At 45.5% G+C, this 25,119-nt stretch carries 15 protein-coding genes, 1 pseudogene and 1 CRISPR repeat array; of the genes and pseudogenes, 5 read left to right on the top strand and 11 right to left on the bottom strand.

Annotation, left to right across the window (positions count from 1 at the left end):
• Positions 1–351: 351 nt before the first annotated feature.
• Both AAFP11_RS10640 and AAFP11_RS10635 read right to left on the bottom strand, forming a co-directional pair.
• Entirely contained in the window at positions 352–483 is a 132-nt protein-coding gene (locus AAFP11_RS10640; RefSeq protein ID WP_341737034.1) for a hypothetical protein, read from the bottom strand.
• A 435-nt stretch (positions 484–918) separates the two neighbouring features.
• Complete coding sequence (locus AAFP11_RS10635) at positions 919–1,317, bottom strand: response regulator (RefSeq protein ID WP_341737033.1); 399 nt, start codon at positions 1,315–1,317, stop codon at positions 919–921.
• A 1,257-nt stretch (positions 1,318–2,574) separates the two neighbouring features.
• Between AAFP11_RS10635 and AAFP11_RS10630 the strand changes: the two genes are divergently transcribed.
• Positions 2,575–5,127 carry a DNA topoisomerase (ATP-hydrolyzing) gene (locus tag AAFP11_RS10630; protein ID WP_341737032.1) on the top strand — a complete coding sequence of 851 codons (2,553 nt, stop codon included), beginning with the start codon at positions 2,575–2,577 and terminating at the stop codon, positions 5,125–5,127.
• Here AAFP11_RS10630 and AAFP11_RS10625 read toward each other — a convergent pair.
• Entirely contained in the window at positions 5,114–5,335 is a 222-nt protein-coding gene (locus tag AAFP11_RS10625) for a hypothetical protein (protein ID WP_341737031.1), read from the bottom strand. The two genes, AAFP11_RS10630 and AAFP11_RS10625, sit on opposite strands and share 14 nt — an antisense overlap.
• On the opposite strand from AAFP11_RS10625, the gene AAFP11_RS10620 reads away from it, so the two are divergent.
• The gene (locus AAFP11_RS10620) at positions 5,335–6,684 is read left to right on the top strand and encodes an ABC transporter ATP-binding protein (RefSeq protein ID WP_341737030.1); all 1,350 of its coding nucleotides are present in this window, start codon (positions 5,335–5,337) and stop codon (positions 6,682–6,684) included. The genes AAFP11_RS10625 and AAFP11_RS10620 overlap by 1 nt on opposite strands.
• A 106-nt stretch (positions 6,685–6,790) precedes the next feature.
• Positions 6,791–6,943, top strand: a complete 153-nt coding sequence (locus tag AAFP11_RS10615; protein WP_341737035.1) for a chlorophyll A-B binding protein — start codon at positions 6,791–6,793, stop codon at positions 6,941–6,943.
• Positions 6,944–7,408: 465 nt separating this feature from the next.
• Here the strand turns inward: AAFP11_RS10615 and AAFP11_RS10610 are convergent.
• The 8 genes and pseudogenes from AAFP11_RS10610 to AAFP11_RS10575 all read right to left on the bottom strand — a co-directional run.
• A pseudogene (locus AAFP11_RS10610) lies at positions 7,409–7,543 on the bottom strand (zinc ribbon domain-containing protein); the annotation flags it as partial.
• A gap of 296 nt (positions 7,544–7,839) precedes the next feature.
• Positions 7,840–9,009: an RNA polymerase sigma factor RpoD gene (gene rpoD, locus AAFP11_RS10605; protein WP_341737029.1), complete on the bottom strand. Its 1,170-nt coding sequence runs from the start codon at positions 9,007–9,009 to the stop codon at positions 7,840–7,842.
• A gap of 870 nt (positions 9,010–9,879) precedes the next feature.
• Positions 9,880–10,041, bottom strand: coding sequence for a hypothetical protein (locus AAFP11_RS10600; RefSeq protein WP_341737028.1), 162 nt, complete (start codon positions 10,039–10,041; stop codon positions 9,880–9,882).
• Between the two features lie 706 nt (positions 10,042–10,747).
• Positions 10,748–11,353: a DUF4276 family protein gene (locus AAFP11_RS10595; RefSeq protein WP_341737027.1), complete on the bottom strand. Its 606-nt coding sequence runs from the start codon at positions 11,351–11,353 to the stop codon at positions 10,748–10,750.
• A 33-nt stretch (positions 11,354–11,386) separates the two neighbouring features.
• Entirely contained in the window at positions 11,387–12,604 is a 1,218-nt protein-coding gene (locus AAFP11_RS10590) for an AAA family ATPase (protein WP_341737026.1), read from the bottom strand.
• A gap of 119 nt (positions 12,605–12,723) precedes the next feature.
• Positions 12,724–13,605, bottom strand: a complete 882-nt coding sequence (locus tag AAFP11_RS10585) for an ABC transporter permease (RefSeq protein ID WP_341737025.1) — start codon at positions 13,603–13,605, stop codon at positions 12,724–12,726.
• Between the two features lie 519 nt (positions 13,606–14,124).
• A CRISPR array of direct repeats spans positions 14,125–15,370; the repeat unit is 36 nt; unit sequence GTGATTAAACCTTTGATGCCGTAAGGCGTTGAGCAC.
• Between the two features lie 319 nt (positions 15,371–15,689).
• Positions 15,690–17,057, bottom strand: coding sequence for a thioredoxin-disulfide reductase (trxB, locus tag AAFP11_RS10580; RefSeq protein ID WP_341737024.1), 1,368 nt, complete (start codon positions 17,055–17,057; stop codon positions 15,690–15,692).
• Between the two features lie 1,124 nt (positions 17,058–18,181).
• Positions 18,182–18,796, bottom strand: a complete 615-nt coding sequence (locus tag AAFP11_RS10575; RefSeq protein WP_341737023.1) for a peptidoglycan-binding protein — start codon at positions 18,794–18,796, stop codon at positions 18,182–18,184.
• Between the two features lie 354 nt (positions 18,797–19,150).
• Between AAFP11_RS10575 and AAFP11_RS10570 the strand changes: the two genes are divergently transcribed.
• Together AAFP11_RS10570 and AAFP11_RS10565 are read left to right on the top strand one after the other, a co-directional pair.
• Positions 19,151–21,238 (top strand): SdrD B-like domain-containing protein, encoded by a 2,088-nt coding sequence (locus AAFP11_RS10570; protein ID WP_341737022.1) that lies wholly within the window; start codon positions 19,151–19,153, stop codon positions 21,236–21,238.
• A 712-nt stretch (positions 21,239–21,950) separates the two neighbouring features.
• Positions 21,951–24,488: an SdrD B-like domain-containing protein gene (locus AAFP11_RS10565; protein ID WP_341737021.1), complete on the top strand. Its 2,538-nt coding sequence runs from the start codon at positions 21,951–21,953 to the stop codon at positions 24,486–24,488.
• Positions 24,489–25,119: the final 631 nt, after the last annotated feature.

Raw genomic sequence — 25,119 nt, 5'->3', positions numbered from 1 at the left:
TTCCTAACGCTCGTGATGCGATCGTTGCAGAGATTTTTGGGTGTTTTTACTCACGCTTGGTCTCGGATGATTCACTTTTACCCCCTCAATCCGCCTATGTGCCAGTTGGGGGTGCGGAATGTGGGTTGAATGGAAACTTCAGTTCAATCTAGTTGAACCAGAACACCCATCGGATATCTCCCCACTCGTTGGGGAAACTAATTGAATGGAAACTGGACTTTACTATTCTTGGAATTTCCCTAGGATTTTTGTCCTCCCCACTCGTTGGGGAAACTAATTGAATGGAAACGAGAAAGTAAGTCTGCAACTTGCAGACTTTTCTCTACCATTTCCCTACTCATTATTCAAAGCTCAGTAGTAGTTAAAACTCTTGTGTTGATTGAGGCGATCGCTCAGCACATCAGCAAAACCCGCGATCCACTGCAACATTACGCGGCTCTCGAAAGGGCGATCGCTAATTTCTCCATCCCAAAGTGAGGCCATTTCAACTTGAGTTTTATCCCCACGAGTCTTTGCAAACTGTACCGTTTTGGTATGGGTCGTGCGATCAGGTAAACAGCACAATATATCAGGAACTTCTTCCACTTTACCTATAACCGCCTTGGCGCTTGCGTTTGCGATCGCCAAAAATAAAAGCGATCGCGCTATCTGATAAGATTTTTAGCGATCGCCTAACAATCAATATATATGCTGACTGCTATACAAATACTAGACTTGTCTAGACATTTGCTTCTAGCTTCATCGGGAGCATGGGAGCAGCTATCCCTGGGCAAGCTTTCACGGTTTAGCCAACCGCGATAAATTAATTGCTCACCCTCTCTGGTAAATAAAGGGGTTTTTTTTTAACCCGGACTTGCTGTTGCCCTTGGACTTTGCTTGTTTTGCCCTCTTTGCTTGAGGTATTTTTGTTGGTTGTGGCTACTCCTGGGGCAGGAGTGCTTTGATTTTGTCAACAAATAGCTGATGGTCTACTACTGGCTTGGATATATAGCCATCTGCACCACTCTGATCCAGAAAAGTCTCTCTATCTCCTGCCATGGCATGAGCCGTCACTAGGATAATTGGCAGGGAAGCAGTTTGTGGGTCTGCCTTTAGCAGTTGGGTGATTTTGATGCCATCAACAGCTTTTCCTTGGTACACGCTACGTGAAAGGGACACATCCATCAAAATCAAGTCTGCTTCGCCTTTGGAGGCAATTTGCATCACCTCCTCGACATTTTCTGTGTGTTTTACAGCCAAGCCCCCCCGCTTGGTTAAAATTTTAGAGAAGACTCTAGCATTGACTAAATCGTCCTCTACAATCAGAACGGTTTTCATAAAAGTATTCGGTAAGTGAAAAGCTCAGTATCCTGAGACGGGAGCAGAAAATACCCTTTGGGGCCCCTCAGCCTCCTCGAAAGTTCGATCGGGCAACGCTACTTTTGGGGCATCATTACGCGAACGGGTATCGCGCCAGTGGTTTTGAAAAAAAAAGCCACTGTGAATCTTTTTTTTGTCGGTTACACAATTTCCCATAATTGTTGTGAAGTAGACATCCAGCCCGTTGTTTGCAGGCTTTTGAGGAAACATCCACCTTCACAGAATCTGTTGGGCAAGGGCGTGCTTTTTTTGCCCCACTTGCGATGGGTAAATTTCACACACTCCTGAGCTCATCGCGGATTCTTTCTCCCACTCCACAGCCCGCCGGCGATCGCACTACGGTTTGCTAGTTCGTTAGAGGCTCGTCGTTGGCTAATGCTGGACGGAACTTGGTTACTTGAGTTTTGCGATCGGAAAGCAATGTTGTTTAAATAGTTTCAAAACTTTTCAATTGCAAGGGACAGAGGGGGGAAGTAGCGTCACTTTCCCTTTTTGTCTAGGCTCAAGTAGTTCCTCTTTTTAGCAAGGGGTCTGGTCGGTTTTGCTTGTGGGAGTTTTTGTCTATCAAGTTCAGTCTTTTTAGGGCTTGGTTGCAGGTCAGTAATTATGGGAAGTTGAGCATCTTCGTGGTTTTAGTCCAAAGAGGAACAAGGCACGGGGGTTTTTTCCCCGTCAAATCGTGCAGCGTTTTTAGTGCCATAGGCCGGGAACTCTGCAAAACCCGTATTTGATAAGTGTTGGTTTCCTACTTGCTCTTAGAATCAAGCAATGTTTAGTCCTGCTGGTATCACTGATGTTGGTATACTAACCAATCAGTTTTACGCCAGCATGGTTGCATTAGTTGTTGACTTGTGTTTTAGGTTTGGCAGATAGGCTGAATAAATGCAGGGGTACTAAAAAATTTTAGCCGAGGCAGTCTGTGCAAAAGCGAACTCAAAGAAATTGTTTTCACATATCGTGTAAATAAAAAGGTAGGCGCCATTGAAGGCAACATAGAGGTTAGGGTAAGAGTGGAGGGTAAAAAGCAAGTGTTGCCAGTCTTCGGCAGTCTTATTCTTTTTTCATAAGTTAAGTTGATTTTTATCCCCCTGATTGGTGGCTTTGTCGAACTTTCAGTTCCAAGAGCGACAAACAGTTTTCACGCTTAGATAGGCAACCATTACGAGCCCCTTGACTCTTGCCCTAGCACTCAGGAATTAACGGACATAAGGACTCATGGCTAAACAACTCAACCTACTTTCCGGGCAAGTAATTTCTACGGCTTTGCACGCCGAGATGCAGCAATCGTACCTTGAATATGCCATGAGTGTGATCGTCGGGCGAGCTTTGCCTGATGTCCGCGACGGTTTAAAACCCGTTCACCGCCGAATTTTGTACGCGATGCACGAACTCGGTCTGACGCCAGACCGCCCCTACCGCAAGTGTGCCAGAGTAGTGGGAGATGTTTTGGGAAAATATCACCCCCACGGCGACCAATCGGTTTACGACGCTTTGGTGCGTATGGTTCAAGAGTTTTCGAGTCGCTATCCTTTACTGGCGGGTCACGGCAATTTTGGTTCGGTGGACAATGATCCGGCTGCTGCCATGCGCTACACCGAAACCAGACTGGCTTCGATCGCTCATGAAGCCATGCTAACTCAGGTCGGTGATGCCACTGTTGATTTTACTGCTAATTTTGACAGTTCGCAGCAGGAACCTACGGTTTTGCCTGCCCAGTTGCCTTTTTTACTTCTCAATGGCTGTACTGGCATTGCTGTGGGGATGGCAACTAATATTCCCCCACACAATCTGGGCGAGGTGGTGGACGGTTTAATTGCATTGACTGAAAACCCGGAACTCTCAGATCAGAAGTTGCTGGAACTAATTCCTGGACCGGATTTCCCGACTGGTGGGGAAATCATTGCCACAGAGGGCATTATTGATGCCTACACTAAGGGGCGAGGCAGTATTGCTGTCAGGGGTGTGGTTCGGGTGGAGGAAGTGCCTGGTAATCGCAAAATACGCACTAAAACGGCGCTGGTGGTGACGGAGTTTCCTTTTCAGGTGAATAAGGCGGCTTGGATTGAAAAGGTGGCGGATTTAGTAAATGCTGGCCGACTTGATGGGATTGCTGATTTGCGGGACGAAAGCGATCGCGAGGGTATTCGAGTTGTGGTCGAACTCAAGCGCGAATCTAACCCAGAAGCAGTTCTAGCTCGTCTTTACCAACAAACTGACTTGCAAAGTAATTTTGGCGCGATTTTGCTGGCAATTGTCAACGGTCAACCGCGACAGTTAACTCTGAGACAATTGTTGCAAGAATTTTTGCATTTTCGGGAAGTGACTCTCACCCGTCGCTACAATTACGAGTTGGAGGTTGCCCAACGTCGCTGTCACATTGTCCAAGGCTTAATGTTGGCTTTGACAAATCTGGATGTGGCGATCGATATTCTCCGAAATGCTCCCGATGGCACCACTGCTAAAGCCAATTTCCAAGTTCGGCTTAATTTGACCGAAAGTCAAGCTGATGCGATTTTGTCGATGCCGATGCGTCGGCTGACTGGCTTGGAAAGGCAAAATTTGCAGTCTGAGTTGGATGAGTTGACGGTAAAAATTCAAGAATTGCAGCGGCTTTTGGGCGACAGACATGAACTTTTGAAGGCTTTGAAGAAGGAATTCCGATCGCTCAAACGTAAGCACGCAGACCCGCGCCGTACTAAATTGGTGAATGGCCCGGCACCTGCTGCTAACGGCCAACCAAAAAGTTCGGGTAAACAAAAATCCTCACTCCCATCTGACACAGAATTAGCTGCGCCTCACACCCTATTTCCCCAGCCCCAGGCAGAGGAAACTATTGTTGAGTTTACTCACAAACATTACGTGCGGCGGCTGCCGACGGCCGATCCATCCCGTCCTAAAAGTAGGGAAAAGTCGCTTCAAGCTTTAGAAAAAAATGAAGATTTTATTCTCACCGCCACCCCGACTACAACCGATCGCAATTTAGTCATCTTAACTCCCAGTGGTAAGGCTTATCCCCTAAAAGTGTCTGATATTCCCACTAGCAGCGGGCGCGATCGAGGTACCCCCATCGTCAGTTTACTTTCGCCATCGGCTACCAAAGAAAGTGCCGGTCGCACTTTGTCCGAACTCACAGTCGCACACTTTATGTTGCCGGAAAATTCGGAAGCGACGGACTTAGTAACCCTGACGGAGCAAGGTAAAATTAAGCGTCTACCACTTTCAGAATTTGCGGATTTGACTAATCGCGGTGTGACTCTTGTTAAGCTCAAGGAGGACGATCGACTGCGCTGGGCTAGTCTTACTAAAGTCGGCGAACAAGTCGCCATCGCCACCAGCGGAGGCAGAGTCCTCCGGTTTGAAGTCAATGACGAACAACTGCCACCTATGGGCCGCGCAGCCCAGGGTTCTCAAGCCACGCGCCTGCGAAAACAAGAAGATTTGGTGGGTTGTGTGACTCTCGACCCCGATGACAGTCTGGTGCTATTTTCGGAGTTGGGTTGGGCCAAACGGATGCCCGCGGGTTCTGTCCGACTGACTAACCGGGGTGAAATCGGCACCCAAGCTTTTCGTTTCGCAGAACCTAAAGATACTTTGGTTGGCTTGCTGCGGGTGGTTCCTGGTAGTGATGTCAAACTTTTAACTAATACTGGTCGATTTCTGCGATCGGCTACTGATGCTATTGCTTTTTGGGGCAAGGATGCTCCTGGTGAGAGAGTTTTTGACCTCCATCCTGGAGAGAAAATCATCAAAGTTATTAGTTGTCAGTAGAAGGAAGAAGGAAGGAAGAAGGAAGAAGGAAGAAGGAAGAAGGAAGAAGGAAGATATTTTGCTTTTCTGGTTTTTCCCAATTCCCAATTCCCAATTCCCAATTCCCAATTCCCAATTCCCCATTCCCCATTCCCCATTCCCCATTCCCAATTCGCAATTCCCAATTCCCGATTCCCAATTCCCAATTCCCAATTTGAAAATAGTTCAATGGCTAAAGTTGTACTAGAAAATATCTACAAAAGCTTTCCACTCCGCCAAGGAGAGCAGGACAAAGAGGCAAATTCTACAGAAAATATCTCACCAGATAGCCCTCCATCCAGGTCTAACAGCGTTTTGCGGCGCATTAACCTCACTGTCGAAGATGGGGAATTTATGGTGTTAGTGGGGCCTTCTGGCTGCGGAAAAAGCACTTTGCTCCGATCGCTCGCTGGTTTGGAAACTGTGACTGCTGGTAATATCTGGGTAGGCGATCGGCTCCTTAACGATTTGCCACCTAAAGACCGAAATATCGCCATGGTCTTTCAAAATTATGCTCTCTATCCTCACTTAACTGTTTACGATAATCTCGCTTTTGGATTGCGGCGATCGGAAAGGGAGAAGAAGTCATTAGTCCTTAGTCAGCAGTCCCTAGGCAGAAGGAAAAATAAAGAAGAGATTACTGATAAAATTGAAAATTGGTTGATTACTAATATTGAAAATTATCAAATTCAGCGTTTACTCGAAGATTTGTTAGTAGGAATTACTCGCAATTTACCAAAGGGTTTACGCTATTTTTCGGAACGGGAAAAGACTGTGGGAAAACGAGTGATCAAAGTGGCTCAATTGCTGCAAATAGAACCTTTGTTAAATCGTTTACCCAAACAACTTTCGGGAGGACAAAAACAGCGGGTAGCTTTGGGTAGGGCTATGGCTAGAAATCCTGAAGTTTTTTTAATGGATGAACCCCTTTCTAATCTGGACGCTAAATTAAGGGGGGAAACTCGATCGCAAATTGTGCAGTTGCAACGACAATTGGGAACTACAACTATTTATGTGACTCACGACCAAACTGAGGCGATGACTATGGGCGATCGCATTGCGATTATGAATCTTGGTCAACTTCAGCAAGTAGATGTACCTCTACAGCTTTATAATAAACCTGCTAACTTGTTTGTCGCTGAGTTTATTGGTTCTCCGCCGATGAATTTTTTACCGGTGCAATTTACTGCCCCGTTATTAATTTCTCACCCTCATTTTCGCTTTACTTTACCTGATATTTGGGCAAAAAGTTTACAAAAGTATGACGGTAAATCTCTCATTTTGGGAATTCGGCCAGAACATTTGACCATTCACCCTCCTGCTACTAAAAATCTTTCGGTTCAAGTCGATATTGTGGAAGCTTTGGGATACGAAACCTATTTGCGGGTTAGTCTCACCGATGCACCAGCCCTTTGCTTGCAAGTACGTGTTCCTCCTGAGCGATCGATCCGTGTGGGCGAGGAGTTGTGGCTGGCGATCGCCCATGATAAAATTCACCTTTTTGACCCTGAGACTGAGTTGGCCATATTTCCCCGTTAGCGATCGCCAAGTCTTACCTTCTGTTTCATAAGCTTGCACTTTATGCAAGTACCTGTTATTTTTATTTACATAAGCCTTACAAAACTTAATGAAGAAAGTTCATACCATGCAACAACAAAAACGTAACGCTTGGAACTGGGGCTTTAGCGAAGGAGCAGAAAATTGGAACGGTCGTCTGGCGATGATTGGTTTCTCTGCTGCGGTCATCATCGAATTGGTTTCTGGTGAAGGATTGCTACACTTCTGGGGTTTAATTTGACATTCTCACGCCCGCTGAAGCCACGGTGATTCTAAACATCACTGTTTAGGCTTCCTCGTAGCCATCGGCTCGACGAACTACGCGCACTCGTTTAATTTGACTTAGCTGATAGAAATGTAGGTCACGAGTTCCCCACGAATGGCTTCGTCTAGCCGTTCGTACTGCTCGCTTTTCCCTTCTAGCTTGGCTTCAAATACTAACATTTACGTCGAGTGAGTGAAGATAAAGACTATAACACAGTTCTGGAGAAATTAAAGCCGTCCTATAAGGACGGGGCTTTAGACCCAGCTTTTTGGTAATTTTTGAATTGGTGCCTTTGAGGCATGAGAAAATTTGGGAGTTCTATTTGAGACTGCTTCGTAAAACTTACCCAAACTTAACTAAAGCCATCTTTAGCTACAATTTCGAGTTCACTTCCTGCGCTATTGAGTGGTCGGCCATCCCAAGGTAAGCAAGCTATCCCCCTCAAGCCGAGGGTTCCCAATTCAAAATATTTAAACTAGCATTCAAATCGCGGTCGAGCGACAAGCCACAAGCGGGACAATCGTAAGTCCTAATGCTTAGTGGCATATCTTTTTTCTGCCCGCAATTGGCACAAATACCACGCGCCGAAATCCTGCGTGTTTTGCCATCAAGGTCGCTTCTTTTTTATTCAATTTGAGCGCTCGCTTGACGCCAAACATGGAACTGACTCTGGGCAATCAACTGTAGATAAGTTTAGCAAACTATTTGCCACTTAAGTCTTGCTCCCAAATTTTTGGTCAGATTTTTTTCGTTAGGATTTCACACTCGCAGCCGAGAGTCAACGGTCAACCATCAATGGTCAACCGTCAACTATCCTCGCTGAGTGCAACTGGAATCCAAATCACTCTTTTGGGTGATGCTAGATAAATACTCTAGCGGATATATTCTTTTAAGATGCTGTTCCGGTTGGGATGGCGCAACTTCCGCAAGGCTTTCGCTTCGATTTGCCGAATCCGCTCGCGAGTGACGTTAAAGATTTGACCAATTTCCTCCAAGGTCTTCATCCGTCCGTCATCTAAGCCGTACCGCAGTCGCAATACATCTCGCTCGCGCGGGCTGAGGGTATCTAAAACGCTTTCTAAATCTTCCCGCAACAAATTCTTTGAGACTTGATCTTCCGGTGTTTCTCCGTCGGATTCAATAAAATCTCCCAGACGCGAATCTTCTTCTTTACCGATCGGAGTTTCTAGAGAAATCGGCAATTGTGCTGACTTAGCAATGAAGCGCAATTTCTCGATCGTCATTTCCATCTTAGTCGCAATTTCTTCTTCCGTAGGCTTGCGACCCATTTCTTGAGAAAGAAGTTTTGTAGTTTTCTTGATCCGCGAAATGGTTTCGTAAAGGTGAACCGGTAGGCGGATAGTGCGGGATTGGTCGGCAATGGCCCTAGTAATGGCTTGACGAATCCACCAAGTCGCGTAGGTTGAGAACTTGTAACCTTTTTCGTGGTCAAACTTTTCCGCAGCCCGGATTAAACCCAGAGAACCTTCCTGAATCAAATCTTGGAAAGACAAGCCACGATTCATGTATTTTTTGGCGATCGACACCACCAAACGCAGGTTTGATTGCACCATTTTTTCCTTGGCGCGTCGTCCGACATGGAGTCGATGACGAAATGCCGGTAGCGCCATCTCGACAGCAGTCGCCCATTCATTGTCTTTGGGTTCTCTGTCTAAATCTTCTAAGAGTTGTTCTCTGACTCGCTCCAATTCCAACAAATCGGCAATTTTCCGCGCCAGTTCAATCTCTTCGTCAGCTCGTAACAGCCGAATCCGACCTATTTCTTGCAAGTAAAGACGAATAGAGTCTTCAGTATAGTGCTTTTTCTTTGCCTGAGCTCGACGGCGAGCTTTGGCACCTTTGCCAGACTTAGTGTCGTCTTCCTCAGATTGAGTATCTAGAAAATCTTCTCGATCGTCTTCGTCGTCGATAAATAGTTCCAACTCGCTCTCAGGTAGAACGCTTTCGGTGTTCCGAAGCAACTCGATAGTTTCCATTTGGGGTTTGATTTTGGTTTCGAGTACGGTGTTTGCCTGGATCATGCCGCCTTCCTCATGCTCCTGAATTGAAGAATAAATAACAGTCGAATAGTGTCTGTTTGTAGTTTAGACAACTTAGCCAGTATTGACATTCCCACAGCCAGAAAGAGTGGGATTTTTTGTCTGCCAGTTATTGTCTACAAGAAATATTTTGATCGGATCGAGCCTCGCATCATCGGAGGATTTTTGTTTGGGTAATGTTAAGAACGTTTCTCAAGCTACCAGCACTTCCTTTGCTAAATCAAGATATTTAACTGGTAGTTACTGAGTAAGGAATCCCCCATGTACCCACAGGGTGTTGTTACCTTCTTAACCTAGACTGTGGTTAGACCTAACCGAGATATCTCTGTACAGATTTGAGCTGGTTATCCAGTTTTGTCGAGTATCTCGCCCATAGCAGACATGATTGTCGCGACCTCGAATTGAGTGCTTGGCTGTTTCCTTCGCAATCTGTTATCGCACTTTCTGCGATATTTTGCCTAGAAGCTCTAACCACAGAGCCGAGGGAAGGCACTTCGGGAAATACTAACTTTTCTAATTTGGACTTCTAATTTTTACCCGTACAAGTTTCCTTGGACGGAACCCTTTAACTTTTGTTTTCCAGGTGTCGAACTTTTAGTTCGCCTGCTGCTTTCACTCCGGTAGCCAGACATCGCAGTTGGACGGCTAGTTGCGGCCTTCTTGGATGCCCGTCTGCTGCACAAAACGCAAAAGTTTTGGATCGAAGCACCAAACAGTTCAGTATTGGATCTTGCAAAGACCTTTCCGATTGTAGCCTTTCTCACAAAAATTGGAAGATATTTTCCATTCTTTGTCAGAACTACCCAAGTTTTGTCAGCTTAGCTTAACAATACGCACTAAGGGCTGATTGGGTTAAATCCTCAGAATCGCCCACAAGAACTTTGAAACTTGAGATTGGCGTGTTTTTCGGCGAGTATGTGGGTGAACGACTGCGGCGTAGCCGTCCAGACACCGAGCAGACAGTTTTTGACTGACCGGAATTCCGGCTAATGTAATCCGTATAGATGCACCCATCTTTACCCTGTTTCCCTAAATTGAATCATTCTAAATCCGCGATCGAATAAAGCTTGTAGCTTTAGTTGTGACTCGGCAACTCTGGATTAGAGACCGAAAATTACCCCAAATGAAGCGTTGCGGGTTTAGTAGTGCAACAGGGGCTTTCTTTGTTAAGTTAGCTCAAATCTCAGAAATTGGGTCAAAATTTAACGTTAAATCACATTAAGTTATTAACGTCATATTCTCATTTAAGCAGTTGAACACAAGTTTGTCTCGTCAATAGTCAAAATTATGTCGATACATTTTACTGATACTTAGCTCCCCTTGTCACTCTCCGGTCTCAACTCTTCCAGGATTTTTTGACTTTCGCCACATACTTACGCGATCGCACTCTCTCAGAATCCACACAATTGTAAATTTTCCGTCAGTATAAATTCACTGTTACTGTAAAAATACAGTCAAAATGTAAAGATTCGATTAAGAAGCTTCCTAAATTTTAGGTAAAATTGCCCATTTATCTGGAATCAGAGCGATCGCCTGGTAAAGTAGACAGATCGCTCGCTAATGGATGAGGTTAAGGAGGTTGAGAGATCGAGCGGTGGCGCGATCGAGGGAATTTTTGTTACATTTCTTTACTACTTGTCCTCCGAAAGCATGACCTCTAAATCATCGATCGCGATCCTAGCTCAGCAACAGTGCGATCGGCAATTGTCTGTAAAGTTGATTATACCTGGGAACTATCGATACTTTCTAATAAACCTTGACAAAAGACTTGGAAGCTTTTAGAGCGATTTGATTCAGGATTCATATATTTAGAGATTTCGCTAGAGGCTTTATATTTTTCTAATCCTCCCTGATGATATCCAGCTCTTCGTAAAACTCTTTCTAAAGCCTCCCATGTGCCTCCTTTGATAGCATCAGGATCTCGATAGGGTTGTTGATTAGCTAAATTGGCAGAGACTTTAGGATAAGCTTGGCAAATTGCTTCAACATCGCCGAAAAACCATGCTTCTAATTCTTCAACCACAATTCGATTTAATACTTGAAAAGATTTATTTTTTTGACATGAAGATTTAGTAATTAATCCGGCTAATATTGATATATCTTCTAGTTGCTTTTTTAATTTTAGACAATCTTCTCGATCTTCATCTATTAAAATAACAATTTTCCAATCAGGTGGAAGCCATGCTTGATAACCTTTCAAACGGTTAGGCAATTTACAAATTAAATCATCTTTCCCTCTAAAAGCATGAATTTTAAATGTAACAGTCGATGGCAATATTTTAGGCAAAAGCTGGGTTAAAGCTGATTCTAGGGATGCTTCTTCCACTAAAAACTCAAAATGCAAAATGCTCACCTCCTCTTAATTTTTAGGTTTAAATGATTGAGGAGCACCCGCATTTTTGAGGGGGTTTCCTACCTCAAAAAAATCTTCCATCCACAGCGAACCAAGTAATGCACCATGATCCATAAATTGTTTTACTCCCTGCATATCTGCGGTTCTTTTTGCTTGAGTAAAACCTTTTTCATCTCGATATAATACCCATAATTCTTCTGGTTTTAAACTATCCACAAAAAAAGGAGAATGGGTTGTTACCATTAATTGAGTATTAGCAGAAGCAGAACGACATTCTTCGGCAACTTGAGGTAATAAACGCGGATGTAAATGATTTTCTGGTTCTTCTATTCCAACTAATTGCGGGGGATTGGGGTCAAACAATACTGTTAGATAAGCTAAGAGTTTTAACGTACCGTCGGAGGCATATTTTGCCAAAATAGGATGAGAAAAAGGAGCATCTTTAATTTCCAACAAAAGTCTGCCATCTTGCATGACAAGAGCCTCGACTTTTTCCAGGCGTGGAATACGAGCAGAAAGGGTTTTTAGTATTTCTTCTAACCGTTGGGGATGTTGTTCTTTTAGATATTGAATAACATTGGGTAAATTGTCACCAGTGGGGGACAATCTTTCCTGTGCACCTGCTTCAGGAAGGCTGCGGGTATTATCTGCGGTTAAATAAGATAAATACCAACCTGTAATAAACCGCCTTAAAGCACTGACGCGGGGATGTTTGGCAAATTGTCCTAATGTATTTACTGCTAATAATTCAGACGATGCTAGTTGTTCGGTGATCCTTTCATCTTCTTCATCAGGAGTTGCGCCACTAATGACTTGTCCTTCGCCTTTTTTGAAATCTAAAAAGCGAAAAGGTTTACCTTGACCTGCTCGTCTCCACTGTAGCCATTCTTCAGCGATAAAAGGACGATTGTTTTCTTCATCTATGGCGAGATGATAGGTGATTAACGGTGATTTTGATGTTTCTCGATACTTTAATTCAATGATGATACAGCCTGTACTGTCTCTGGTACGTAATTCTCGGAATCTGCCTCGTCTATCCCATGCTTTTCTTAGGCTTTCGGTGAAACATTCAGACAGGAAAGCGAAAACATCAAAAATAGTTGATTTTCCGCTCCCATTTGGTCCCAAGAAGACGGTTAAGGGAGTAATTTTTTTAAGTTCTAGATTATGTAAAGCTCGGTAATTTTGGACTTTGAGATATTCTATACGAGGAATATTTTTCATTTCACATCCTGAATTATAGTGTCTGTTTCTTTAATAAATAGTCTGTTAAATTCCCGACTTTTTTAAGAAGTCGGGAGTCTGGGTGTTGGTTTGTTTGAGGTTGTGCTAGAGGAAAATGATTATTGATTCCGCAGTTTAGGATTAACAAACTCATTCAATCCTTCTCCCACAAAAGACAATCCTACTACCATTAAAGTCATTGCCAAACCGGGAAACAAGGCTGTCCACCAAATTCCTGTAGGTAGTGCATCCAGGGCTAAACGCAAATCATGTCCCCATTCAGGAGTTTCTTCAGGAAGTCCCAAACCGAGAAATCCTAAACCTCCTAGGGTTAAAATGGCATCGGCAGCATTGAGCGCAAACAACACTGGTACGCTCTGAATCACGTTCAAAAACAGATAGCGGGAAAGGACTGTCCAAGTATCAGCCCCCATAGCTCTAGCGGCTTCAACAAATAGTTCCGTTTTGATGCTGGTGGTGTGATTTCTGACAACACGGTAGTATTGAGGAATGTAGGAAATGCTAAGGGCGATCGCAGCATTCAAAACTCCTTTCCCCACCACAAAGGCTAAGGTTAAAGACAGCAGCAATCCCGGCAAAGTATAAATTGTATCCATTAAAAACAACAGGATGCGATCGAGTTTGCCACCTAAATAACCGCTAACCAATCCCAAGGGTACACCGATCGACAAACTCAAACCCGTAGCGAGAATGAGCACTTGCCAAGCAGCCCTAGAAGCAAAAAGCGTTCGAGAAAAAACATCATAGCCACTGCGGGTAGTCCCAAACCAATAGGTTGCTGAAGGCGGTTCATGGATGGGATTGATTAAGGCATCTGTAGGATTTTGCAGCCATCCCCAAGTCTGTAGGGTTGGGCTGAAGGTGGCAATCAATACAAACGCAGCGGTGATTGTCAAACCTACCCACATCATTTTCATTGACAGGTTTGAGGGTGCCGCAAGGTTGAGAAATCTCGGTAGTCGGAGTCTGCCTTGAGCCATAATTAATAATTGGGAATTGGGAGTTGGGAAACATTCTGATCTACTCAAATAGAATAGCGTCGATCTGCTCGTTTCCGGTTGCGCGATCGTGATTTAACCGGACCTAGGACGCTCCAGAACACAGAGAAATATCTGAGACAAGTTCCTATTCCGATGAAGAGAAGAATTGAGATCGCTGATGTGTTGAAGCCATTGTGCGTTAAAATAGTTTTGGTACTAGGCCTGTTGATGGAAGATCCTATGATATTCCTAAAAATGCAAGCACCTCTGGTTGTGGAGAACTCAACTAGACTTTTATGAGGCTCAAAACCTTTACCTGATTGGCTTTGAGGCCTCTCGAACCGGCAAGGAGGTGCTTGCATTTTGACAGAACCTAGGCTGTGTAAGCTTTTGAGGGTTGCTCTATGTCTGTGGTGATGACCTTTTTTGGCATAATTGCTATCTCCGGGTGCCTTGAGTGCTGGGGTGCTTGCAAAACTGGCCAGGAGGCATTGCTATATAAGGGGTTCAGGAACCGCTGTGATTAAACCTTTGATGCCGTAAGGCGTTGAGCACAATTCTAACACTTCTAACACTTGGATTGACCAAGTGATTAAACCTTTGATGCCGTAAGGCGTTGAGCACCAATTTGGAGCAATCCAACAGGGGATGACCAAGGCTGTGATTAAACCTTTGATGCCGTAAGGCGTTGAGCACTATTCAATGCGAGAGAGAGCTGGAAAATGACGGTGTGATTAAACCTTTGATGCCGTAAGGCGTTGAGCACAAGTTTACGAAATAGAAGAAACACCAACGCGAACCGTGATTAAACCTTTGATGCCGTAAGGCGTTGAGCACGGTTAAGCGGGGATGAAATCGGCACTGCCTTGAGGTGATTAAACCTTTGATGCCGTAAGGCGTTGAGCACATAGCCCGTAGGCGGGTCAATCTCCGAACTTATCCAGTGATTAAACCTTTGATGCCGTAAGGCGTTGAGCACAATCAACCGATACGGAAAAACCTCCAACTGCGGGCGTGATTAAACCTTTGATGCCGTAAGGCGTTGAGCACACCACAGTTGATTATCAGGTCGGCAAATTTAGCTGTGATTAAACCTTTGATGCCGTAAGGCGTTGAGCACTTACTACGCCGATCGACGCTGATCCGATCGTAGTTGTGATTAAACCTTTGATGCCGTAAGGCGTTGAGCACATGGAGATTCCAGATTCTCCACAACGGACTCAACGTGATTAAACCTTTGATGCCGTAAGGCGTTGAGCACGTTAATTTGACGGCGGGTGCATTGTGCATCCCTTTTTGTGATTAAACCTTTGATGCCGTAAGGCGTTGAGCACCTGCGAGGATATCCAGAAGAAACTTGGCAAGCAATTGTGATTAAACCTTTGATGCCGTAAGGCGTTGAGCACTTTTGTCGCTGCTGATAGACCCCGTGAAAAACTTTGTGATTAAACCTTTGATGCCGTAAGGCGTTGAGCACGCAACACGAGCGGCCAGTGCGTCTTGTCTTTGTTTCTGGTGATTAAACCTTTGATGCCGTAAGGCGTTGAGCACACAAAAGGCGGGGCTGTCAAGCGCAGGCCGACAAATGTGATTAAACCTTTGATGCCGTAAGGCGTTGAGCACATGATTTCTTCCTCCGCGTCGCACCCCCCACAGGTGATTAAACCTTTGATGCCGTAAGGCGTTGAGCACCAGGCGATCGAGCGTATTGGTGGCGCTCACAAGGCTAGTGATTAAACCTTTGATGCCGTAAGGCGTTGAGCACCTTCCAAATCTGTTGACAGTAGCGGGTTGGCGGGTGTGATATAAAATCCTCTCTTCATCCTCCTGTATTAAACTCTCTCTTCTCTTCCTTTGCGTCCTTCGCGCCTTCGCGGTTAAATCATTTCGATACAACCGGAATTGATATGATTAAACCTTTGATGCCGTAATATCGTTTCCAGTTAGATCGGAATGATTTAACCGCAGAGAACACAGAGGACACAGAGTCCGAGAGTGTATCTGAATAATTCAGATGCTACCGGATTGGATATGAGGCGTTCAACACAGCCTTGAGAAAAGACCCAAAACAGAAGCAGCAAAACCTACAAATTACTGGCAATTAACTCACGGTACTGGCTTTTTGGCTTCACTCCTTTGAGCTCCGTCACCAGAGCCTTATCCTTAAAATACTGAATCGTCGGTGTTCCCACCACACCAGCATTTTCCGCAATTTCTGGATCTTCTTCAATATCAATTTCCACGTAGTGAATTTTGCCATCAAACTCATCTACGACTTTGTTCAAAATCGGCTTGAGACTGTGACAAGGCCCACAACTAGGAGAAGCATATTTCACTACAATCAGTCGATCGCTATCATGGAACAACTTCCGCAAAGCATAAGCTCCTTCGTGTCGCGTCTGTTTGATATCAAAATTCTCGCTAGTTTCCCGCACTCTGGGAGTTTCCGCTACAGGTGCAGGAGTCTCCAATGACGACTCAGTTTGATGAAATTCCTGAGTTAAGCCCTTAGCCGAAAGCCACCTTTCTGCCAACATCGCACCCATACAACCACTACCGGCGGCGGTGATAGCTTGCCGAAACTCATGGTCTTGGACATCCCCAACGGCGTAAACTCCCTCAACGCTGGTTTCTACCGAGCCATGTTTCGGCCTAATGTAGCCGATTTTGTCCAGTTCTAGTTGACCTTGGAATAAACCTGTATTGGGAGTATGACCGATCGCATAAAACAACCCATTCACCGGCAAATTGCTTTCTGTCCCTGTTTCGGTATTTCGGACTCTAATCCCTTCGAGCTTGCCGTTGCCGTAAACATCCACAGGCTCAGTATTCCAGTGCACGGTAATTCTGGGATTGTTCAAAACCCGGTCTTGCATGGCTTTGCTGGCTCGCATGGAGGACGAACGGACTAACATATGAACGTGAGAACCATACTTGGTGAGATAAACTCCTTCTTCTGCTGCTGTGTCGCCACCACCGACTACTGCTAATTCTACGTTTTTGAATATCGGTGTAGCTCCGTCGCAAATCGCACAGGCAGATATGCCTAAATTCCAGTATTTTTCTTCGCTTGGTAGGTGCAGTCTTTTGGCTGTCGCGCCTGTAGCTATTACTATAGTGTGGGTTTTGATTTCTCGATCTTCCGATCGCACTGTAAACGGCCGCTGGCTAAAATCTACAAAAGTTACATCTTCTGTGTATAATTCTGCACCCCAACGCACGGCTTGAGCTTTCATCCGATCCATTAGTTCCGGCCCGGTGATACCTTCGGGGAAGCCGGGAAAGTTTTCCACTTCTGTGGTAGTCATCAGTTGCCCGCCAGGGACTCCTCCCATTTGATACCCTTCAAAGACTACGGGTTTGAGATTGGCTCTCCCAGCATAGATGGCTGCTGTGTAGCCCGCAGGCCCTGAGCCGATAATGACTAGATTTTCTACGGTTTGTGTGGTCATAGCAGTTTAGTCAAACTCATAACGACTTCGTTTAACTTCAATTATAACAAATAGGGGAAAAGTTGGATCGACCGTAGTTAATATTGTTGAGTAGTTGAGGGCGATCGGGACAACTCAAGTTAGTTAGATAAGCAAAAGCAATCTAACAGCGGATTTACTTTTAAATGTTCGATCTAATTTTTCACCCCAAATCTTAAGAAAATCTAAAGACAGCCAAAATTATTGACATCATTCTCAATTATTTTACCTATTTACTTGTTTTGAGGCTTGTGGTACGATTTTCACAATCCAGGGGCATTATGACTAATTTGGATTTTTAACCCTGAAACTTTGTGAATTCGTAAGATTAACTAGCTCTTCTAATGTCAATAGTCATTTTTATAGACAAAAAATGCCAGTTGAATATTTAAGAATTGTAACGCAAAATTTGCCTAATTTGACAAATAACCAGTATTGTGATAGGCAAAAGGCGATCGCGTGGCCAGGGAACAATAAACAAAACGCCTTGGTGACTGAGGTGAAATAAAATCCACTCTTCATCATCCTGTATTAAACTCTCTCTTCTCTTCCTTCGCGTACTTCGCGCCTTCGCGGTTAAATCATTCCGATACAACCGGAATTGATAGGAAAACTAAGCATCAACTAACAATTAAAATGTTGAGGGTCTAGCACGTCGGATGCCAGACCCTCAAAGGTTTGTACTTTCAATTGATTCAAGTTATTTTGAGCTTGCTCAAACTAATGGTGGGCTTTTTTGGCAACTACTCTGCTCTGAGCTAGCTATTAGCGGAGTCTATTCAGACTTCTGTGTTTGACTGTCCGATCGCAAGTTTTGCTTAAGAAATTTCGATTCTTACAATCGCTTTAAGCTAATTAACCAATCTGATCGCCACATCAACCTTTCTTTGCTAATCAGCTACAGGGTTCAGGGGCTGCCTGAGAACTAGAGACGATGAGGACAAATACTCTAATTCCAAATCTTTAATCCAAGTTGTTTGTGCTGCTTGGCTTTGTCCTTCATGTTGTTAAACTAACACAGACTTTCGGAAAAACATCAATTTCTTTACTAAACTTAACATTTTCAGGATGGCGATCAGATATCTCTAGGGAGCATCCCGATTTGTTTAGGGCGATCGCCATAAAACTGCCCAAGTCGCAGAGCCAACAATGCCATCGGCGGCTAGTTGAGATTGTCGCTGAGCAGCCTTGACCGCAGCTTGGGTTTCGCGGCCGAACACGCCGTCAACTCTCGATCGCAAAAATCCCTTGGCCCGCAGTCGCTCTTGCAAATCTCTGACTGCTGTTCCCCGCATTCCTCTTTTCAAAACCGGAAAACTAGCTGCTGTCGGCTCAGGGTTAGTCTGAGGATTTTCGGCTACCGGATTGTTGCTGTCGATCGTCCCGGCGATCGCCCCGGTAGTCGCAGGAAACAATCGATTCCAAGTATCTTGACCAACTATACCGTCGGGAGCAACCCCCGCGGTTTCCTGAAACTTGGACACGGCGGTGGCGGTGCTTTGCGAGAAAACCCCGTCTACATTGTCATCGTAAAATCCCAATAATTTCAGAGCAGCTTGCAGTTCTCGCACTTCCGAGCCCCGACTGCCTAAGCTGAGTGCGGGGCGAACCATTACACCTGTTTGAGCGATGAGGTGGCTGCTGTTATCCCCATGGGAATTTGCTGGGAGTGCTACAGCGGGAGTAGGGGCGATCGAACTAATTGCCACTAAACCGCACAAGCTCCAGATTCGGAGCCAACTCCTGATCTCGCGAGGGTGAATCCAGCTTGTTGTTAGATTTCGGCACATTATTAATTCGACCTTTGCAAAACTGGTAGCGATCGTACATCAAATCTGGAAAAATAGGGAATTGGGCATTGGGCATCGGGTATGAAATTTATGCAAAAAATTTATGTAAAAAACCCGGTTTCTATGAAAAATCGTGCATTTGTGCGACTGATATGCACCCAGAAACCGGGTTTTTGGCCCCGCTTGCTTCCTGGACTAGGGGAGCAATGCGTGACAGCTTCACCCAAAACTGTTAGATTTCCCTACAACAGACATTGAACCGCGTTCATTGGGTCCAGCAACACCATGTCCGAATCGACCAATATCACCAGAAACGCCAGCCAAATAGACATCACCAACGTCAATATCGGCAACTTCCAAGTCGGCACCATCAGTGGCAACAAATACAACGACCTTAATGCCAACGGCCGTCCCGATCCTGGCGAATTCCCACTGCCTAACTGGCAAATCTACCTTGACCTGAACAATAACCAGAGGTTGGATGTTAACGAACCTTCCACCTTCACCAACAGCCAAGGCAACTACATCTTTGCCAACTTACCAGCGGGTGTCTACCAAGTTAGAGAAGTTCAGCAACCTAATTTTCGCCAAACTACACCTAACCCACCACCGATCGGCATCACCAGCGGGACAAATGTCACCAGCATCAATTTTGGTAACAACTTCAACGCAGGGACGATCGCGGGTACAAAATTCAACGACATTAACAGAAATGGCAACATCGACCCAGGAGAACAGCCCCTAGCTAACTGGCAAATTTACCTCGACCTCAACCGCAACAACAGGCTCGACGGTGGCGAACCTGTGACACTGACCAACCTGCAAGGTAATTACGCCTTTGTCAATATTCCCGCAGATACATATTTAGTCCGAGAAGTCCAGCAGCCCGGTTTTCGGCAAACCACGCCCAACCCAGGCCCGATTACTGTGACTTCTAACGCCACAATTAACAATGTCAATTTTGGGAATGTTTTTTTTGTCGGCAACATCAGTGGCATCAAATACAATGACCTAAATTTCAACGCCATCCGAGATGCGACGGACCCGCCCTTAGCCAACTGGCAAATTTATATTGACCTCAACAGAAACGGCAGGCTGGACGCTGGCGAACCGAATACTTTCACAAAACCCGATGGCAGCTATAATTTTATAAATGTTGACCCCGGCAACTATTTGGTGAGGGAAGTCCAACAACCGGGATGGGTACAGACTACGCCTAATCCTGGCGCGATCGAGATTACGGGCGGTACTAACGCAGCCGGCATCAATTTCGGGAACAATTTTCCCACCGGTAGCATCAGTGGGTTCAAATTCAACGACCTCAACGCCAACGGTATCTACGAACCAACGGAGCCCAAAGTTGCCAACTGGCCGATTTACATCGACCTCAACGACAATAACAGGCTAGAGCCCAATGAGCCTTCCACTATCACTAATCCCCAGGGCAATTTTTCTTTCATCAATTTGCCCCCAGGCCGTTATTTAGTCAAGGAAGTTCCGCAGCCCGGTTTTCGGCAAACTACGCCCAATCCTACTCCGATATTTGTCACTAATGGTACTAACGCCACTAACCTCAGTTTTGGGAATGTGTTTGCTACCGGCACGATTAGCGGTTTCAAATTCAATGATTTTAATGCTAACGGTCGTATCGATCCGGGGGAACCGCCGATTCCCAATACCCAAATTTACATCGACCTGAATAACAACAACAGTTTAGAGCCAGGGGAAGCAAGTACCTTTACTGACTCCCAAGGTGGCTACAGTTTCCGCAATGTTCCTGTGGGTACTTATGTTCTCAGGGAAGTAACGCCACCTGGTTTTATTCAAACTACTCCCTTGGCTGTGGTGACAGTTTCTACGGATGTCAGGGCTAGCAGCATTGATTTGTTGACGGGAGATGCTGTGGAAAGGTTAGCAATGTCTTTCCCAGGTGACTCGCTCACGGGGACTGACGGCTATGCAGGCGATGTGTCTGCAAGCGGCGAAAGGTTGGCAGAAAGTTGGCTTTTGAGTCAGGAAGATGGTAATTATCAAAGCAGTTATTTGGCGATCGATCGCTCAATTGCCAGTTTAGGCGCTCTTGCTAGCTTTGACCCACAGAATGTCAGTCGGGAACCCTATTCACAAATCAACCAAATTGTCAATACCAATGACAAAATTAATTGGGCGATCGGTGACTCATCTCTGACAATGGGGGCGATCGGTATCCATAGTTGTCAGTCGTGCGGGTACACCACTCATCGCGATACAGCAGCAGCACAAGTAATTAGAGACAGAGGTATCCTTGCGGTCGGGCAGCCCGTGAGTAAAACTGCTTCTGGAGGCGTTCTATCGGGGATCGATAGTAATATCGGTCTAGAGTCGAGCCTGTGAGAGAAGAATCCCCCGCATTCTATGCGTGGGGAGTGTCAATGAAAAATACCGCAATTTGAGGGGGAAACCGCTGCACGAGTTAGCAGTCGCAAACCGCAGTAGACATCTCCCATAATTATTGTGGAACAGGCATCCTGCCTGTTCGATCCAGGCTTTTTAGGAGATGTCTAGTAAAAAGTCAGGAACACATTAAATCCCGATCGCGTGATACTCTATTGTTGGCAACCTCTAACACTCAAGCCAGAGTTCCGGGAACCCCGAAGCTTGGTTGTAGATTGGGAGCAAGATTCTGAGAGAGTCTTAGCCATTTTAAAGATAGAAAAATTAGTGGTCTAGGGGAAGAGGAACTGGGCACGCAATTCTTAAAAAATTGCGCTCAAATTACCACGGTTCTTCAAAACCTGATATAATTGCCAGCGACAAAGCTTAAAGCCTTGTTGTGTGAAAAGCCTCGTTGGAAAAAGTAAGGCAAGTTCTGCCTGATGTTAAGCCTGTGGACTGGTAGGAGCCGACTCCCCAGAGTGAAGCAGGAAGTGAATTTCAGCTTACAATCAGTAGGTTGGAGTAAGTTTCACAGAACGGAACATTGCCTCAAGCGCAGACCTATGTAAAATCGAATAGCGGTTGTCAGCTATCAGCAAAAGCTGTTGGTCATTGACAAACCCATACAATAGTCTGTAATTTACGTGGATTTAGGTGTGAAGGAGAAATCATGGAATTAGAATTAGATAATGAGCTACGCAGTGCCCTTCAATTACAGCCAGTTGTGGTTGGGAATGCTGGTCCGGCAATTTTAGGGATCAAGTTCAATGACTTGAACGCCGACGGTATCCGGCAGTCCAATGAACCAGGTCTAGCAAACATCCCCATCCTCCTCGAACCAGCCATCGGCAGTAACGGCCAACTAAACGCAGCTAACGGAGATATCTCCGTCCTGACAGACGCTAACGGTGGGTTCTCATTCATAAATCTTGTTCCTGGGAATTACGTAATTACCGAAACAGTACCTGCTGGTTCCCGCCCTACTACTCCCAACCCCCTCGCTGTTAACGTTGGAAACAGCAATGTCAACGTTTTCTTTGGTAACACCACAGTTACAGGTAGCCGGATCGTTGGATGCAAATATCTAGACTTAGATGCCGACGGCTTTCGAGATGGTGATGAACCGGGCATTAAAAATGTCAGAATATATCTCGATGGCAGCAACGGTAGCGTCCCCAACGGGCAATTCGATGCAGGGGAACTTAACACCCTCACCGACAAAAACGGTGCATGGTCCTTCAACGTCACACCGGGAACCTACAAAGTTAGGGAAGAACGGATCAGACCAGCAGTTCCTGCCAATGCCAATGGAGTAGAAGTGAATGCGACCAACGCAGAACCCTTAGAAACAAGGGATTTTCTCCAAAGCACCCCGCCTAATAACATTCCGCTACTAGATGTAACAGTAGCTGCTGGCCAAACTTTTGCCTGCGCTCAAGTTGGTGACACCCCGCTTTATCAAATTGAAATTAACAAGTTTCGAGACATAGACCGCAACGGTTCCCGAAATGTGGTTAATGGAGTTTTGGAACCCCCCATTGCTCGCGTACCTTTCATTTTAGATTTAAACAACAACGGTCGCTGGGATTCAACCACTGAACCCATTGCACTCACCGATGTCAACGGAGTCGCTACCTTCAAGGATTTGCGAGCCAACAATTACCCAGTATTGGAAATTTTTCCAGCCACATTGCCAGATGGTAGTGCTCCTGGCAACCTGAATGCTCCAGTAGCAACTACTCCTAACCCCGTTGTGGTTTCGGCACCTGGCCCACAAGCACGATTTCAGGGTACTATCAGCAAAGAGCAACCGCTGATTGTAGCAGACTCAACCTATACACTGAAGCCAAACGATCCTAAGTTCGTAGATACTAACCGTGACGGCACCCAACAGGTCGGGGAAAGATCCATTGCAACAACTGGTGAGCGGCCGATTTTTGCAGCGCCAACAAACACTTTACCAGCGCGTAACCCTTCACCGTCACTGACGTTTTCTCCTGTGGGGGTTAATGCTGGGAATGACACCAATAGTCCTGTGGGCAACACTCGACCCAACATCAATATCTTCAAATACAATGACCTGAATGCCAACGGTCGCTACGAACCAACTCAGGGTGAAGCACCTATCAGTGGTGTTACTGTGTTCCTCGACACCAACAATGATGGGGTTGCCAACGCCGGAGAAGCACAACTACAGACTAATGCCCAAGGGAGAGCAGGATTTACCAACTTGGCTCCCGGCAATTACACAGTGCGGGAAGTAGTACCTGCAAATTTCTCGGCTTCTACAGCTATTAGCGTTCCGGTGACTCTGAGCACTCAGGATGCTAACGTTACTTTTGCAAACACGCCGAACAGCAACATCACTGGTTGCAAATTCGAGGACTTTAACCTCAACGGCTATCGAGACGGAAATGAACCCGCAATTGCTGGTGTCACCATTTTTCTCGATACCAATGGCGACGGTCAGTTACAGTCAACAGAACGGACTACTACGACCAATCAGTTTGGTACCTTTGCATTCAACAATTTAGCCCCTGGTAATTACAAGATTCGAGAAGTAACTCCTCCTGGTTATTTCCAAACAACTCAACCTGTGGATGTTGTTCTCGGTGCCAATCAAACCTTTACCTGTGCTTTGGTGGGTAACTCTCGTCGCTATGATTTGTTAGTTCCTAAATTCCGGGACGATAACCGTAACGGTGTACGGGATGCGAACGAAGTTCCTCTAGAAGGTGTTCCATTTACTTTGGATTTGAACCGGAACGGTCGTTATGATGCCGCCAGCGAACCGCTAGTCAGAACTGATGCCCAAGGTATTGCTCGCTTTACCGATTTGTCTCCGGCTAATTACTCGGTTTTGGAAGTCTTCAACGTGGCTTCTGTTCCCAACCCGTTCCCCATCCCAACAGGTCCTAACCCGGTTAACTTTAATGTGCCTGGTCCGAACACAGTGCCTTCGCCAGTTCGTACAGCAAGGAGTGTTTCTGGAGTCGATCCTCTGACTGAAGGTGGACTTGATGCTACGGTTATGGCCAGCAGCATTAATACCAGCTCGATCGTCGTAGGCGAAGATCCAGGTATTAGCTTTGTTCCTGATGATATGAGCTTGAGCCGCACAGCGAGTGCAATGACTGTAGTATTGCCTGAAGCTAAGAAGAAGGATGAACTATTAGGTGTTCCTGCTAATTCTCCGACTGGTTTCTAATGTTAAGTTGAGTCTCTAGTTGGAGATTCAACTATTAGCAATTAGGTAATTTTTAGATAAACCCGCCCTCTCCTAACCTATGGTTGTTGAGGGCGGGTTTTTTGAGATTTTGAATGATGGTGGTAGGGGCGGGTTTTACAGAAAATATTTGATAAAAACTCACAATTCATATAAACCCGCCCTCTTTCTTTCTCGGAGGGCGGGTTTTTGGAGATTTTGAATGAGTGACAAGGATTGTTTGTGGAACCCGCCCCTACTACAGATAAACCACAACTTGGAGGGCGGGTTTTTTGATATTTTGGATGAATGATATCAAATTCGTTGGCATCGGAATTGTTAGAAATTAGGAGACGGCAGTGCCCATTAGTGTCAACTTAAGCCTGAAATCCCTGATAAATATCGCTTTTAGGCAAAGTCTAGATCCCCCTAAATCCCCCTTAAGAAGGGGGACTTTGATCGGACTCTTGTCCCCCCCTTCTTAAGGGGGGCTAGGGGGGATCGAAATCTAAGAGTCAAACAGAAGTCTCTGACTACATTTGACGTTAAGTTGACACCAATGGGCAGTGCCGTGTCCCTACCGAAAATAATACTGTTTCGTTGGCATCGGAATTGTTAGAAATTAGGACACGGC

The sequence above is a fragment of the Microcoleus sp. CAWBG640 genome (assembly GCF_020883015.1).
In the GTDB taxonomy this organism is placed as follows: domain Bacteria; phylum Cyanobacteriota; class Cyanobacteriia; order Cyanobacteriales; family Microcoleaceae; genus Microcoleus; species Microcoleus anatoxicus.
Note: the sequence above shows the minus strand (reverse complement) of the source record. Positions and strands in the feature narration are given on the sequence as shown.